The sequence below is a fragment of the Streptomyces fractus genome (assembly GCF_049844455.1).
GTDB classification, from domain to species: Bacteria; Actinomycetota; Actinomycetes; order Streptomycetales; family Streptomycetaceae; genus Streptomyces; species Streptomyces fractus.
This window is the reverse complement of record NZ_JBMYHI010000002.1, coordinates 1,824,516-1,839,206: the sequence shown is the minus strand read 5'-3', so window position 1 is coordinate 1,839,206 and position 14,691 is coordinate 1,824,516. Positions and strand designations below refer to the sequence as shown.

At 71.1% G+C, this 14,691-nt stretch carries 11 protein-coding genes; 7 read left to right on the top strand and 4 right to left on the bottom strand.

The features are described 5' to 3' along the window. Nucleotides 1-21: 21 nt before the first annotated feature. Nucleotides 22-312: a hypothetical protein gene (locus ACP4E5_RS10345; RefSeq protein WP_425827209.1), complete on the top strand. Its 291-nt coding sequence runs from the start codon at nt 22-24 to the stop codon at nt 310-312. A 5-nt stretch (nt 313-317) separates the two neighbouring features. Beyond that, a complete protein-coding gene (locus ACP4E5_RS10340) occupies nt 318-1,184 on the top strand; it encodes an oxygenase MpaB family protein (RefSeq protein WP_425827207.1) in 867 nt (288 codons plus the stop codon). A 31-nt stretch (nt 1,185-1,215) separates the two neighbouring features. On the opposite strand, the gene ACP4E5_RS10335 is transcribed toward ACP4E5_RS10340, so the two are convergent. Beyond that, nucleotides 1,216-2,685, bottom strand: a complete 1,470-nt coding sequence (locus tag ACP4E5_RS10335; protein WP_425827205.1) for a M1 family metallopeptidase — start codon at nt 2,683-2,685, stop codon at nt 1,216-1,218. Nucleotides 2,686-2,912: 227 nt separating this feature from the next. Between ACP4E5_RS10335 and ACP4E5_RS10330 the strand changes: the two genes are divergently transcribed. The 3 genes from ACP4E5_RS10330 (at nt 2,913) to ACP4E5_RS10320 (ending at nt 7,939) form a co-directional block, all read left to right on the top strand. Beyond that, nucleotides 2,913-4,898, top strand: coding sequence for a Xaa-Pro dipeptidyl-peptidase (locus ACP4E5_RS10330; protein WP_425827203.1), 1,986 nt, complete (start codon nt 2,913-2,915; stop codon nt 4,896-4,898). Continuing rightward, the gene (locus ACP4E5_RS10325) at nt 4,895-6,184 is read left to right on the top strand and encodes a M14 family metallopeptidase (RefSeq protein WP_425827202.1); all 1,290 of its coding nucleotides are present in this window, start codon (nt 4,895-4,897) and stop codon (nt 6,182-6,184) included. Before ACP4E5_RS10330 ends, ACP4E5_RS10325 begins: the two co-directional genes overlap by 4 nt. A 126-nt stretch (nt 6,185-6,310) precedes the next feature. Continuing rightward, the gene (locus tag ACP4E5_RS10320; protein WP_425841193.1) at nt 6,311-7,939 is read left to right on the top strand and encodes a BCCT family transporter; all 1,629 of its coding nucleotides are present in this window, start codon (nt 6,311-6,313) and stop codon (nt 7,937-7,939) included. Nucleotides 7,940-8,047: 108 nt separating this feature from the next. On the opposite strand, the gene ACP4E5_RS10315 is transcribed toward ACP4E5_RS10320, so the two are convergent. After that, on the bottom strand, nt 8,048-8,995 hold the full coding sequence (locus tag ACP4E5_RS10315) for an NAD(P)/FAD-dependent oxidoreductase (protein WP_425827200.1): 948 nt from the start codon (nt 8,993-8,995) through the stop codon (nt 8,048-8,050). A gap of 75 nt (nt 8,996-9,070) precedes the next feature. Between ACP4E5_RS10315 and ACP4E5_RS10310 the strand changes: the two genes are divergently transcribed. Both ACP4E5_RS10310 and abc-f read left to right on the top strand, forming a co-directional pair. Then, the gene (locus tag ACP4E5_RS10310) at nt 9,071-10,162 is read left to right on the top strand and encodes an oxidoreductase (RefSeq protein ID WP_425827198.1); all 1,092 of its coding nucleotides are present in this window, start codon (nt 9,071-9,073) and stop codon (nt 10,160-10,162) included. Nucleotides 10,163-10,292: 130 nt separating this feature from the next. Then, entirely contained in the window at nt 10,293-11,930 is a 1,638-nt protein-coding gene (abc-f, locus tag ACP4E5_RS10305; RefSeq protein ID WP_425827196.1) for a ribosomal protection-like ABC-F family protein, read from the top strand. Between the two features lie 124 nt (nt 11,931-12,054). Here abc-f and ACP4E5_RS10300 read toward each other — a convergent pair whose 3' ends face one another. Continuing rightward, nucleotides 12,055-14,475, bottom strand: coding sequence for a Tex family protein (locus tag ACP4E5_RS10300; RefSeq protein ID WP_425827194.1), 2,421 nt, complete (start codon nt 14,473-14,475; stop codon nt 12,055-12,057). Nucleotides 14,476-14,552: 77 nt separating this feature from the next. Next, on the bottom strand, nt 14,553-14,684 hold the full coding sequence (locus ACP4E5_RS10295) for an LPFR motif small protein (protein WP_267068424.1): 132 nt from the start codon (nt 14,682-14,684) through the stop codon (nt 14,553-14,555). Nucleotides 14,685-14,691: the final 7 nt, after the last annotated feature.

Below are 14,691 nucleotides of genomic sequence, written 5' to 3'. Positions count from 1 at the left end.
CCGTACGGGTAGGACACAGGCATGCCGCTGGTTCCGTGGGACGTACAAGTCAAGATCGGGCAGCTGGCCGCATTCGTCGCGGCCCTGGCGTCGGCGTTGATCACCGCGGCCCGGGGGCCCCGCCCCACGCCGCCCCCGCCGAAGGAACCACCGCCCCCGACTAGGCCCCCGCTCCCCGCGCACGTCGTCCCCTGCCGCTCCGCCCCGACCACGGCCGCCGTCACCGACCTGTGCACCTGCGTCTCCGAACTCGCCTCCGACCTCGCCAAGCGCTACGCGGACGACGGCACGCGGACACGCCGTACACAATGAGACGTATGAAGCAGTACGACCCGGACCCGCCACCGCCCCCGCCCGGCGGCATCCTCTGGGACACCGCCGGCGACATCCGCGCCCTGCTCGCGCTGCCCGCCGCGTTCGTGCTCCAGGTCGCGCACCCCGCCGTCGGCGCGGGCGTCGACGACCACTCGGTGTTCCGCACCGACCCCTGGGGCCGCGGCGAACGCTCACTGACCTCGGTCATGCTCTGGGTGTACGGGGGAGAGGCCGCGGCCGAAGAGGGCCGCCGCCTGCGCCGCCTCCACCGCGACATCCGGGGGACGGACCCGCACGGCCGCCGCTACCACGCCCTCACTCCGACCTACTACGCCTGGGTGCACGCCACCGGCTACCCCGTCTCCCGCTACGCGCGCCGCTACTTCGCCACCCCGTTCACGCCCGAGGAGGACGAGCGGTTCTACGCGGAGTGGCTGATGGTCGGCCGCGTCCTCGGCATCCACGACCGGGACATGCCGCAGACGACCGAGGAGTTCTGGCCGTACTACCGCAAGATGCTCAAGGAAGAGATCGGGCGGAACCCGGTGGTGGACGAGCTGACGGCCGCGCACCGCGCGCTCCCGCCCCCACCGGCCCCCGCCTGGGTGCGCCCGCTGTGGCCCCTCCTGCGCCCGGCCCTGACCCGCACGATGCGCTTCCTGTCGATCGGCCTGCTCCCACCCGAGGCGAGGGACGCCATCGGCCTCCCCTGGACCCCCAAGCAGGAACGCCGCCTCCGCCGCTTCGCGGCACTGGTGCGCCGGCTGGCGCCCAAGCTCCCGGAGCGTTTCCGGTTTCTCCCCCTGGCGCGCCAGGCGCGAGCATCAAGACCAAGCCGGCCGGGTACATCAAGCCCCTGCGGCGATTGAGCAGGGGGTACGGGGCAGAGCCCCGATCCTTTCAACCGTGCACCCGGTTCGTGGCAACAATCTGCTTCCACGACTTGGGCCGCACCGGATCACCGGCCCCCCGCGCCGCAGGCGCGCTCGGCCTCGACGGCTGATACAGCCACGTATCGAACAACCCACCCAGCGCCTCACCGGAAACCTTCTCCGCGTACCCGATGAAGTCGGAGACACTCGCGTTGCCGTACGCGTGCTGCTTCGGCCACCCCTTCAGGATCGCGAAGAAGTCCTTCTCGCCGACCTTGTTCCGCAGCGCCTGGATCGCCAGCGCCCCCCGGTCGTACACGGCCGCGTCGAACTGGTTCTCCGGACCGGGGTCGCCCGGCTTCACCGTCCAGAACGCGTCGTCCGCGGGGTGCTGCGCGTACGTGTAGTCGGCGAGCTCCTGGGCCGTGCCCTCGCCCTCCTTCTCCGACCACAGCCACTGCGCGTACCGGGCGAAGCCCTCGTTGATCCAGATGTCCTTCCAGCCGCGCACGGAGACGCTGTCGCCGTACCACTGATGCGCCAACTCGTGAACGACAACGGACACGTTGGACCCATTGGCGAACTGCTTGGGGGAGTAGAACGGCCGCGTCTGCGTTTCGAGCGCGAAGCTCGACGGCACGTTCGGCACATACCCGCCGAGTGCCTCGAACGGGTACTTGCCGTAGATCGACTCCAGCCACTCGGCGACCTCGGTCGTCCGCTCCACGCTCGCCTTCGCCGCGCCCTCGTTCGCGCCGAGGTCCTTGCTGTACGCGTTGATGACGGGCAGCCCGTCGGCGGTCCTGTCGGTGGTGATGTCGAACTTGCCGATCGCCAGGGTGGACAGATACGTGGCCTGCGGATGGCTGGACCGCCAGTTGAACCGCGTCCACCCCAGCTTCGAACTCTGCGACTGCAACGTCCCGTTGGAGATCGCCTGCGTCCCGTCGGGCACCGCGACCGACACGTCGTACGTGGCCTTGTCGAGCGGGTGGTCGTTGGAGGGGAACCACCAGGCCGCCGCCTCCGGCTCGTTGGCAGCGACGCCGCCGTCCGGGGTGCGCTGCCACGACGTGAAGCCCCACAGTTTGACGTCGGAGGGCTTGCCCGCGTACTTCACCACGACGGTGAACGGCGTGCCCTTCGGCAGCCCGGCCGCCGGCGTCACCTCCAGCTCCTGCACGCCGGACTTGGCGAACTTCGCCTTCTTGCCGTTGACCCGGACCTCGCTCGCCGTGAGCCCGAAGTCGAGGTCGAAGCGGGACAGGTCCTGCGTGGAGGAGGCGAGGATCGTCGCCGTGCCCTCCAACCGGTCGGTCTTCGGCTGGTACTTGAGGCGCAGGTCGTAATGGGAGACGTCGTAGCCGCCGTTCCCGTACGCCGGGTAATAGGCATCACCGATGCCCGGCGCCCCCGGTTCGAAGTCCGCGGCCGATGCCGGGATCGCCAGCAGCAGAGAGGCCGCGAGTGCGCCGGGGGCGATGAGTCTGCGGTACACGAGAACTCCAAGTCGTAGGGGACACCAGGCAGTTGCCGACCCCGTACGGATCACGTCCGTGGCCGGCACAGCGACCCTATTCAGCACCCGGCGCCCCGGTCATGTCCATGGCCCCACCAGCCACACGATCGTCATCCGGCCGACATGTGTCTTCCGGCCCCATGGGCCTGTCCTCCGCGCCTGCGGCCCTCTGTCGCAAGCCAGTTGACCCGTGTACCTTCCGCGCCATGCCGATACCTGTCAGACGCAGCCACCACAGACCCAGCCGCTGGAGAACCCTCGCGGTCGCGGTCGTCACCGCACTGCTGTCCGCACTCGTCGCATCCGGCACCGCCGCGTCGGCCGCCCCCGCGAAGCCGACCGAATCCAAGCCCGTCTACTCCTACGCCGACGCCGTCCGCGAGTCCGTCTGGGTCGACACCCGCATCGACGGGGACGACAACGGGAAGTCCGACCGCGTCGCCGTCGACATCGTCCGCCCGCGCGAACCCGCGGCCCAGGGCCGCAAGATCCCCGTGATCATGGACGCCAGCCCGTACTACTCCTGCTGCGGGCGCGGCAACGAGAGCCAGAAGAAGACGTACGACGCGCACGGCAACGTCGTACAGATGCCGCTCTTCTACGACAACTACTTCGTGCCCCGCGGCTACGCCTTCGTCGGCGTCGACCTCGCCGGGACGAACCGCTCCGACGGCTGCGTCGACGTCGGAGGACGCTCCGACATCCAGTCCGCCAAGGCCGTCGTCGACTGGCTGAACGGCCGCGCCAAGGGCTACACCACCCGCACCGGAGGCGAACGCGCCCGGGCGAACTGGACCAACGGCCGCACCGGCATGATCGGCAAGAGCTACGACGCCACCGTCGCCAACGGCGTCGCCGCCACCGGAGTCGAAGGCCTGGAGACCATCGTCCCCATCGGCGGGATCTCCTCCTGGTACGACTACTACTTCCAACAGGGCGCCCCGCTCTACGACTCGGGCCCCGAGTGGCTGTCCGACTACGTCGAGAGCCCCGAGGCGCGGGCCCGCTGCGCCGCCGTACAGAAACGACTGGTCGACGAAGCGCCGCGGACCGGCGACTGGACCGGCCTCTGGCAGGAGCGCGACTACGTCAAGGACGCCGGCCGCGTGAAGGCCAGCGTCTTCGTCGTGCACGGCATGCAGGACCTCAACGTCCGCGCCAAGCACTTCGGCCAGTGGTGGGACGCGCTCGCGAAGCACGGCGTCGACCGCAAGATCTGGCTGGCGCAGACCGGCCACGTCGACCCCTTCGACTTCCGCCGCGGCGCCTGGGTCGACACCCTGCACCGCTGGTTCGACCACGAACTCCTCGGCTACGCCAACGGAATCGACCGCGAGCCGATGGCCGACATCGAGCGCGCCCCCGACCGCTGGACCACCGACAAGGTGTGGCCGCCGCGCACCACCGCGACGACCGCGCTGCGCCCCGCCAAGGGCGACAAGGCGGGCGTCGGGACGCTGGGCCTGAAGACCGGCTCCGGCACCGAGACCTTCACCGACGACCCGGCGCTCGGCGAGCTCGACTGGGCCGAGAAGATCCAGCAACCGACCGCGGAGAAGGCCGGGTTCCTCAGCCGCCCGCTGACCGAGGACCTGCGCCTGTCCGGCTCCTCGAAGGTGACCGTCACCGCGACCCCGACGACGTCCAGCGCCCACCTCAGCGCCGTCCTCGTCGACCTCGGCCCCGCCACGATCCGCGACTACGCGGGCGCCGGTGAAGGCATCACGACCGGCACCGACCGCAGCTGCTGGGGGCCGAGCAGCACCGGCGACAGCTCCTGCTTCCTGACCACGGCGGCCGCGACCACCGACGTCAACTCGACCGTGTTCAGCCGCGGTTGGGCCGACCTCGGCACCTCCACGAACCCGGAGCACGGCACCGCGCTCACCCCCGGCAAGCCCTATACGCTCACGGTCGACCTCGCCGCGAGCGACCACGTCGTACCCAAGGGGCACCGGCTCGCCCTCATCGTGGCCGGCACCGACAAGGACCTGATCGACCCTCCGTCCACCAAGCCGACCCTCGCCCTCGACCTCGCCCGCACCGCGGCCCGCGTCCCCGTCGTCGGCGGCGCCGACGCCTTCGCGGCCGCCACCTCCGGCTCCGCCACCGCCACGCCCCGGTCGTCCGCGGCCGACGGCGTGAGCCCGTACCGCCTGGACCGCCCCGTACCGGGAGGCAGCACCCGATGAGAGCACGTCCCCGCACCCTCGCCCTGGCCACCGCCGTCGTCGCGCTCACCGCGCCCCTCGTGGTGGCGGCCCCGGCCGGCGCGAGCGGCGCCACCACCCCGCCCCGCACCGGCTTCGAGGAGACCCACGGCGCCCGCTGGACCACCCAGCCCGAGGAGAAGCGGCTCCTCGAAGCCGTCGACAAGGCCTCCGACCGGGTCTCCGTCTCCCGCATCGGCGAGACGAAACAGGGCCGCCCGCTGAACCTCGTCCGCATCGGAACCCACCGCACCGCCAACACCGTCCTGCTGATCTGCTCCCAGCACGGCGACGAACCGTCGGGCCGCGAGGCCTGCCTGACGAAGATCCGCGACCTCGCCTACACCAAGGACAAGGCGACGCGGGCGTTCCTGTCCCGCACGACCCTCCTCGTCGTGCCCACCGCCAACCCCGACGGCAACGCCGCCGACACCCGCGGCAACTCCGACGGCATCGACATCAACCGCGACCACATCGCCCTCAAGACCGCCGAGGCGCGCGCGATGGCCGCCGTCATCCGCGACCGGCAGCCCGACGTCATCTACGACCTGCACGAGTACGGGGCCACCCCCAAGTACTACGACAAGGACCTGTTCGACCTCTGGCCGCGCAACCTCAACACCGACCCCGCCGTGCACGACCAGGCCGAGTCGCTCTCCCTCGACCACGTGCGTCCCGCCGCCAACGCCGCCGGGTACTCCACGGGCACGTACGGCATCTGGACCGACCCGGAGACCGGCGATCCCGTCAAGCAGACCGCGGGCGACGGGCAGGAGCGGATCCTGCGCAACGTCGCCGGCGTCAAGAACTCCGTCGGGCTGCTCATCGAGAGCCGCGTCGACCCCGGCACCCCCGCGGAGGAGGCCGACCCGGCGCTGGTCAACCAGCGGCGTCGCGACTCCCAACTCGCCGCGCTCGGCGGCCTGTTCCGGTACACGTCCGAGAACCGCGGCGCGATCGAGGCCGCCACCACGGCCGCCCGCGCCAAGGGCTTCACCGACCACGGTCCGATCTACCTCGGTGGCGCGGACAACGACCCCGCGGAAGCCTCGGAGATCATCAAGGATCCGCCGTGCGGATACCGGCTGGACGACAAGCAATACGCCGAATTCAAGGACGAATTGGCGCTGCACGGCATCACCGTCCGCACGTCGGGCAGCGGCGCCTACGTCCCCCTGCGGCAGTCCGAACGGGCCCTGGTCCCCCTGCTCCTCGACGCGCGCGCGGCCTACCACTTGACGGAAGGGGAGCCCGACACACGCTGCTGATCGGGTTACGGGAGTGTCAGGTGTGGTAGGTCGTAGTGGGTGACAAGCCCTCAGAAACCCCCCACCGATACTCCCGTCCCCGAGGAGGGAGCGACCGCGGAGCAGAGCCCCGCCACGGACCGGATCGTGTTCGGCGTCACCGCCGTGCTCACGCTGGCGTTCGTGGTCTGGGGCGCCGTGGCCACGGACAATCTCGAGAGCGTGTCCAACACGCTGCTCGGCGGCCTGATGCACAACGGCGGCTGGGCGTTCGTCCTTGCCGCGACCGGCTTCGTGGTCTTCGCCCTCTGGCTCGCCATGAGCCGATACGGCAAGATCCCCCTCGGCAAGGAGGGCGAGGAGCCGGAGTTCCGCACGGTCTCCTGGATCGCGATGATGTTCAGCGCGGGCATGGGCATCGGCCTGATGTTCTACGGAGTGAGCGAGCCGCTCGCGCACTTCACGACGCCGCCGCCGGGCACCGACCCGGCCGACGACGCCGAGGCCATGGAGACCGCCATGGCCACCACCCTGTTCCACTGGACGCTGCACCCGTGGGCGATCTACGCGGTCGTCGGACTCGCCATCGCCTACAGCACCTTCCGGCGCCGCAGGCGGCAGACCATCTCGTCCGTCTTCGTGCCCCTCATCGGTGAGAAGCACGCGCACGGGGCGTGGGGCCGGGTCATCGACATCCTCGCGATCTTCGCGACGCTGTTCGGCTCGGCCGCCTCCCTCGGACTCGGCGCCCTCCAGATCGGGGCCGGGTTCCAGGCGGCCGACTGGATGGACGACGTCAGTACCGGGCTGCTCGTCTCGATCATCGCGGTGCTGACCGTCGCGTTCGTCTTCTCCGCCATCTCCGGTGTGGAGAAGGGCGTTCAGTGGCTGTCGAACATCAACATGGTGCTCGCGCTGCTCCTGGTGGTCTTCGTGTTCATCGCGGGCCCGACGATCATGAACCTGGATCTGCTGCCGACCTCGCTGGGCGCATACCTCGACAACTTCCCGCAGCTCATCGGCCGCACCGAGGCGTCCAGCGGCAAGGGCGTCGCCGACTGGTTGAGCAGTTGGACCGTCTTCTACTGGGCCTGGTGGATCTCCTGGTCGCCGTTCGTCGGCATGTTCATCGCGCGCATCAGCAAGGGCCGGACGATCCGTCAGTTCGTCGGCGGCGTCATCCTCGTGCCCTCGACGGTCAGCCTGATCTGGTTCGCGATCTTCGGCGGTTCGGCGATCAGCCTCAAGGAGGGCGGCGCCCTCAAGGGGGCGGACACTCCGGAGACCCAGCTCTTCGGTGTGCTTCAGGAGTACCCGATCGCCTCGGTGACGGGACTGCTCGTGATGATTCTCGTCGGCATCTTCTTCGTGTCCGGCGCGGACGCGGCGTCGATCGTCATGGGCACGCTCTCGCAGAAGGGCGCGCTCGAACCCGGAAAGTTCGTCGTCGTCTTCTGGGGCGTCGTGACCGGTGCGGTCGGCGCGATCATGCTGATGATCGGCAACGGTTCCGGGGACGCGCTCACCGGCCTGCAGAACCTGACGATCCTCGTGGCGGCACCGTTCGTCATCGTCATGATCGGCATGTGCTGGGCGCTCCTGCGCGACCTGCGCCAGGACCCGCTCATGGTCCGCGGCGAGATGGGCATCGAGGTCGTCGAGCAGGCGGTCGTCGCCGGTCATGAGAAGTACGGCGGCGAGTTCGAGATCCGCATCGGCCCCGGCAGCAGCCTGGAGACCGAGGGCGACCCGATCGGCAAGCACCACGACGACTGAGACGGTACGCACGGCATATGAGGCGGGGTACGTGCCGGCATGTGAGGCGGTACGTACCGGTATGGGGGCGCGGTCCGATGCGGGCCGCGCCCCCGACCCGTTCCCCGCTCAGCCGGCCTCGACCAGCCCCGCCGCCTCCTCGGCGCAGCCCCACGCCACGGTCACCCCGGCGCCGCCGTGCCCGTAGTTGTGCACCAGCACCCGCCCGTCGCCCCTGGCCTCACGCTCGATGCGCACGGCAGGGCGTGCCGGGCGCAGGCCCACGCGGTGGTCGAGGATCCGCGCGCCCGCGATCTCGGGGCGCACCTGGGCGCAGCGCTTCACGATCTCCTCGGCGGTGGCCGGGTCCGGGTCGAGCGACCACGCGTCGTCCTCGGCGGTGCCGCCGAGCAGCAGGCGCCCCGGCTGCGGCAGGAAGTACGTCGTCCCGTCGGAGGCGGGGTCGACGGTGGTGAACCACGTGTCGACACCCGGGTTCTCGACGATCACCAGCTGGCCGCGCACCGGGCGCACGGAGTCGTCCGGCACCAGTTCGCGGGCCGCGAGCCCCGTGCAGTTCACGACGGTCGGCGCGGCGTCGAGCGCCTCGTCGAGGGAGGCCACGGTGCGCGCCTCGACGGTGATGCCCGCCTGGGTCAACTGCCCACGCAGCCACGCCAGATGGGCGGGCATGTCGATCAGCGGAAGACGCGCGGCGAGACCCTGCGGGGTGTCACGCAGGCTCGACACCTCCGTCGCCCATGCGCCGAGCCCCTCCAGACGCGAGTCCCCGTGCACGCCGTCGACCAGGCGCACCCCGGTCTCCTCGGGGCGCGCCGCCCACTCCTCGTACCGCCTGAGCGAGCGCAGCGACCACGCGCCCACCTTCGCTATCGGGTCGATCCGGTACGGCCACCACAGGCCGCCCGCGACCGCCGATGTCGTGCGCTCGGCGACGTCACGCGACCACACGCGCACCGGGCGCCCGCGCCGCGCGAGTTCCAGGGCGGTGGTCATGCCGATGACCCCGCCCCCGACCACGATCACTTCACTGCCGCTGCCACTGTCACTGATCATCCATGGACGCTAACGGACGCAGGCGGAATGCGTCATGCAGCGCTCACGGCGGGAATGGGCGGGAATACTCGCCCCATGGCAGCAGACGACTGCGCGACCTTCGGCCTGGCACCGGCGATGCGCGCCGGGGGCGTCCTCGCGGACGGGGACTACCAGGTCCACCGGGACTTCGTCGACTTCATCGTCGACGGCCGCCCGCTGCTCTTCCAGCTCTCCGACCTGGACGCCGTGTCCCCGCTCGCCGCCGACATCCCGCCCGCGATCTTCGCGCACCACGTGAAGCGCCTGCTCCTGGAGGCGGAGGCGCCGCTGCCCGGCGGGCGCTGCGTGATCTACGGGTGCCCGGAGTGCGAGGGGATCGAGTGCGGTGCGGTGACGGCGGTGATCGAACGGGAGGGTGATGCGGATGCGGATGCGGATGCGGATGGGGGTGCGGGTGCGGATGGGGATGAGGCGGCCGGGGCCTATGTGTGGCGGGACTTCGCCTGGCAGACCGACGAGCGGGTCGACCTGGAGCTGAACGGCTATCACGGCATCGGCCCGTTCCGCTTCCGCGCCGCCGAGTACCGGGACGTGCTCGGCCGGCTGCTGAGCGGCGAGGGCCCGCACGTGCCGCCGCGCCGCAAGGTGCTGCTGATCGGCGCCCGCGTCGCCGTCCTCGCCCGGCTCGCGGCGGCGCTGCGCACCATCGGGGTCGGCGCGGACATCACGCACGACGCGTCCGGCGTACCGCCCGAGGAGCTGCGCACGTACGCGGTGGTGGCCTTCGGCCGGGCGGTGGAGGACGAGCAACGGGCGGCGGTACGCGGCGAGTTCGAGAGGGCCGGAGCCGACGTCGCCTACGTGGACGGCTACGCGCCGATCGTCCCGCTCCTGGTGGCGCAGATCGAGAGCGCGCTGGACCGCGGCCCGCTGGCTCAGCGCCGGCTGACGCGGCTGGTCGCCGCCGACGGCGAGGCGGGCGTGGAGGTCACCTCGACGTGCCGCGTCCGCATCACGGCGTACCGCATCGACCGCCTCTACCGCGCGCACACGCAGGACGTCCTCGACGCGGTCCTGGACCCGGGGCGCCACCGAATCCCGCTCGACAGCAGGGCGACGAGGGGCCAGTGCTTCCTCGTGGCACGAACGACGGGGAGCGTGCTGGTGGCCCGGATGGAACGGTGACAGGTCTCTTTCCGGGCGTCGTGGTTCCGCTCCCGGGGCCTCCGCCCCGAACCCCGCTCCTCAATCGCCGGAGGGGCTTGAAATGCCAAGCTGCCCCGCATCCGCACCCCCACGTAGGATCACCCCCCTGATGACTGCAACGCTCGTAGCCAAGAATCTCGCCGCGGGACACGGTGACCGCTCCCTCTTCTCCGGTCTGGACCTCGTCGTCGCCCCCGGCGACGTCATCGGCCTCGTCGGCGCCAACGGAGCCGGAAAGTCCACGCTCCTGCGCCTCCTCGCCGGCCTCACCACCCCCGAGGAGGGAGACGTACGGCTCTCCCCGCCGACCGCCACCGTCGGCCACCTCCCGCAGGAGCCCGACCGGCGCCCCGGCGAGACGATCCGCGAGTTCCTGGCCCGCCGCACCGGCGTGACCGAGGCGCAGCGCACCATGGACGAGGCCACGCAGGGCCTCGTCGACGGCGCACCCGGCGCCGACGACGCGTACGCCACGAGCCTGGAGCGCTGGCTGGCCCTGGGCGGCGCCGACCTGGACGAGCGCGCCGAGGAGGTCGCGGAACAACTCGGTCTGGACGTCGGCCTCGACCAGGCGATGACGTCGCTGTCCGGCGGCCAGGCGGCCCGCGCCGGACTCGCCTCCCTCCTCCTGTCCCGCTACGACGTCTTCCTCCTCGACGAGCCGACCAACGACCTCGACCTGGACGGCCTGGACCGCCTGGAGACCTTCGTGCGCGGACTGCGCGCCGGCACCGTCGTCGTCAGCCACGACCGTGAGTTCCTCACCCGCACCGTCACCAAGGTCCTCGAACTCGACCTCGCGCAGCAGGAGATCAACCTCTACGGCGGCGGGTACGCCGCCTACCTGGAGGAGCGCGACGTCGCGCGCCGCCACGCGCGCGAGGAGTACGAGGAGTACGCGGACAAGAAGTCGGCCCTGGAGGGCCGCGCCCAGATGCAGCGCACCTGGATGGACAAGGGCGTCAAGAACGCGCGGCGCAAGGCCACCGACAACGACAAGATCGGCCGCAAGTTCCGCAGCGAGGCGAGCGAGAAGCAGGCCGCGAAGGCCCGGCAGACGCAGAAGATGATCGAGCGCCTCGACGTCGTGGACGAGCCCCGCAAGGAGTGGGAACTGCGCATGGAGATCGCGGCGGCGCCCCGCTCGGGCGCGGTCGTGGCATCGCTGCGGGACGCCGAACTACGCCGCGGAGACTTCTCGTTCGGACCCGTGACGCTCCAGATCGACTGGGCGGACCGCGTCGCGATCACCGGCGCGAACGGCTCGGGCAAGTCCACCCTGCTCGCCACGCTGCTCGGCCGCGTCCCCCTGGACTCCGGCCACGCGACGCTGGGTTCGGGCGTGGTCGTCGGCGAAGTGGACCAGGCCCGCGCCCTGTTCCACGGCCCGGAAACGCTGCTCGACGCCTTCGGCGCGGCCGTCCCCGACACGGAACCGGCCGAAGTCCGCACCCTGCTCGCCAAGTTCGGCCTCAAGGCGGACCACGTGCTGCGCCCCGCGGCCACCCTCTCCCCGGGCGAACGCACCCGCGCGGCCCTCGCCCTCCTCCAGGGCCGAGGCGTCAACCTCCTGGTCCTGGACGAGCCGACGAACCACCTCGACCTCCCGGCGATCGAGCAACTGGAGTCGGCACTGTCGACCTACGAGGGCACCCTCCTCCTGGTCACCCACGACCGCAGGATGCTGGACGCGGTCCAGACGACCCGCCGCCTCGAGGTGACGGAGGGAAAGGTGACCGAGGTCTGAGGGGCGCGCCCACCCACGGTCGACCCGTTTGGGGGGCACGGGGCCGTGTCGTTTGGGGGCGCGGGGAACTGCGCGCCCAGCCACGATGGGGCGCACAGTTCCCGCAGACATCAACCTCGGGTGCCTACGCCAGCCCCGCCTTACGCAACGCGTCCGCCATCGCCGAGTTGGCCGGCGCGGCAACGGGCTTCCCCTTGCCGCCACTCTTGCCACCGCCGGAGGCACCCTGCCGGGACTGCCGCGGCGGCTTCCGATCGCTACCCCGCTCACCCCGCGGACCGCGATCCCGCTCGCCGCGTTCACCACGCCCCCCGCCCCCGCCGGAGGCCCCGTCGTCGAGGCGCAGCGTCAGCGAGATCCGCTTGCGCGGCACGTCGACATCGAGGACCTTCACCTTCACGATGTCGCCGGACTTCACGACGTCCCGCGGGTCCTTGACGAACGTACGGGACAACGCCGAGACGTGCGCGAGCCCGTCCTGGTGCACGCCGATGTCGATGAACGCCCCGAAGGCGGCCACATTGGTGACGACGCCCTCCAGGATCATCCCCGGCTCCAAGTCGCCGATCTTCTCGACGCCCTCCTTGAAGGTGGCCGTCTTGAAGGCGGGCCGCGGGTCGCGCCCCGGCTTCTCCAGCTCCTTCAGGATGTCGGTGACGGTCGGCAGGCCGAACGTGTCGTCCACGTAGTCGGCCGGCTTGAGCGAGCGCAGCGTCCCCGTGTCGCCGACCAGCGAGGCGACCTCGCCGCCGGTCGACTTCGCCATCCGGCGCACCACCGGGTACGCCTCCGGGTGCACGGACGACGCGTCCAGCGGGTCGTCGCCGCCGCGGATCCGCAGGAAGCCCGCGCACTGCTCGTACGCCTTCGGGCCGAGGCGCGCCACGTCCTTGAGGCCCTTGCGGTTGGTGAACGGGCCGTTGGAGTCGCGGTGCGTCACGATGTTCTCCGCGAGCCCCGCGCCGATGCCGGACACGCGCGCGAGGAGCGGCGCGGAGGCGGTGTTCACGTCCACCCCGACACCGTTCACACAGTCCTCGACCACCGCGTCGAGCGAACGGGACAGCTTCACCTCGCTCAGGTCGTGCTGGTACTGACCGACACCGATGGACTTCGGGTCGATCTTGACCAGTTCGGCGAGCGGGTCCTGGAGGCGCCGCGCGATGGAGACGGCCCCGCGCAGCGAGACGTCCATGTCGGGCAGCTCCTGCGAGGCGAAGGCCGACGCCGAGTACACCGAGGCGCCCGCCTCGCTCACCATCACCTTGGTGAGCTTCAACTCCGGGTGCTTGGCGATGAGTTCACCGGCGAGCTTGTCGGTCTCGCGGGACGCCGTGCCGTTGCCGATCGCGATCAGGTCGACCGCGTGCTCCTTGGAGAGCTTCGCGAGCTTGGCGATCGCCTCGTCCCAGCGGTTGGCCGGGACGTGCGGGTGGATGACGTCGGTGGCGACGACCTTGCCGGTGGCGTCGACGATCGCGACCTTCACACCCGTACGGAAACCGGGGTCGAGCCCCAGCGTCGCGCGCGTGCCCGCGGGGGCGGCGAGCAGCAGGTCGCGCAGGTTCGCCGCGAACACCTTGACCGCCTCGTCCTCGGCGGCCGTGCGCAGCCGGGTGCGCAGGTCGAGGCCGAGGTGCACCAGGATGCGCGTGCGCCAGGCCCAACGGACCGTGTCCTGAAGCCACTTGTCGCCGGGACGGCCCTGATTGCGGACCCCGAACCGGTCGGCGATGATCGGCTCGTACGAGGACGTGGCGTCGCGGTCCTCCGCGGCGGCCGGCTCCTCCGGCTCCAGGACGAGCTCCAGCACGTCCTCCTTCTCGCCGCGCAGCATCGCGAGGACGCGGTGCGAGGGCAGCTCGGTGAAGGGCTCCGCGAAGTCGAAGTAGTCGGCGAACTTGGCGCCCGCCTCCTCCTTGCCGGGCTTCACCTTCGCCGCGAGCCGGCCGCGCCCCCACATGCGCTCACGCAGCTCGCCGATCAGGTCGGCGTCCTCGGAGAAGCGCTCGGTGAGGATCGCGCGGGCCCCGTCGAGCGCGGCCTGCGCGTCCGCGACGCCCTTCTCGGCGTCCACGAACGCGGCGGCGGCGGCCTGCGGCTCCACCGACGGGTCGCCGAGCAGCCCCTCCGCCAGCGGCTCGAGCCCCGCCTCGCGCGCGATCTGCGCCTTCGTGCGGCGCTTGGGCTTGAAGGGCAGATAGATGTCCTCCAGGCGCGCCTTGGTGTCGGCGGCGCGGATCTGCGCCTCCAACTCCTCGGTCAGCTTGCCCTGCTCGCGCACCGAGTCGAGGACGGCGGTGCGCCGCTCCTCCAGCTCGCGCAGATACCGCAGCCGCTCTTCCAGGGTGCGCAGCTGGGCATCGTCGAGGGACTCCGTCGCCTCCTTGCGGTAGCGGGCGATGAAGGGCACGGTCGCGCCGCCGTCGAGCAACTCGACCGCGGCCTTCACCTGCCGCTCCCGTACGCCTAGTTCCTCGGCAATCCTGCTCTCGATGGACCCGAGCCCGGATCCAGCAGTGGTGCCAACTGTGGGTGTCGCCACGATCCCGTACCGCCTATGTCGACTGAGGTTGCGCCGCAATTGTGGCAGGTGGCACCGACACTCGGGGATCAGGGAGGTCAGACGCGGTGCGCGCGGCCGGACCGGGAGGCTCCGCCGAACAGCCGGGCGAGCGCCCGGAACGGCAAGGTCACGACGGTCGCGATGGCGCCGGCGATCTGACGCAGAATGTCGGCGATGGCACGGAACATGCGGTTT

Bases quoted from the DNA above. Each gene is read 5' to 3' on its own strand.
- ACP4E5_RS10330 (WP_425827203.1), top strand. From the start codon at position 2,913: ATGCCGATACCTGTCAGACGCAGCCACCACAGACCCAGCCGCTGGAGA.
- ACP4E5_RS10345 (WP_425827209.1), top strand. From the start codon at position 22: ATGCCGCTGGTTCCGTGGGACGTACAAGTCAAGATCGGGCAGCTGGCC.
- ACP4E5_RS10325 (WP_425827202.1), top strand. From the start codon at position 4,895: ATGAGAGCACGTCCCCGCACCCTCGCCCTGGCCACCGCCGTCGTCGCG.
- ACP4E5_RS10315 (WP_425827200.1), bottom strand. From the start codon at position 8,995: ATGATCAGTGACAGTGGCAGCGGCAGTGAAGTGATCGTGGTCGGGGGC.
- ACP4E5_RS10340 (WP_425827207.1), top strand. From the start codon at position 318: ATGAAGCAGTACGACCCGGACCCGCCACCGCCCCCGCCCGGCGGCATC.
- ACP4E5_RS10310 (WP_425827198.1), top strand. From the start codon at position 9,071: ATGGCAGCAGACGACTGCGCGACCTTCGGCCTGGCACCGGCGATGCGC.
- abc-f (WP_425827196.1), top strand. From the start codon at position 10,293: ATGACTGCAACGCTCGTAGCCAAGAATCTCGCCGCGGGACACGGTGAC.
- ACP4E5_RS10295 (WP_267068424.1), bottom strand. From the start codon at position 14,684: ATGTTCCGTGCCATCGCCGACATTCTGCGTCAGATCGCCGGCGCCATC.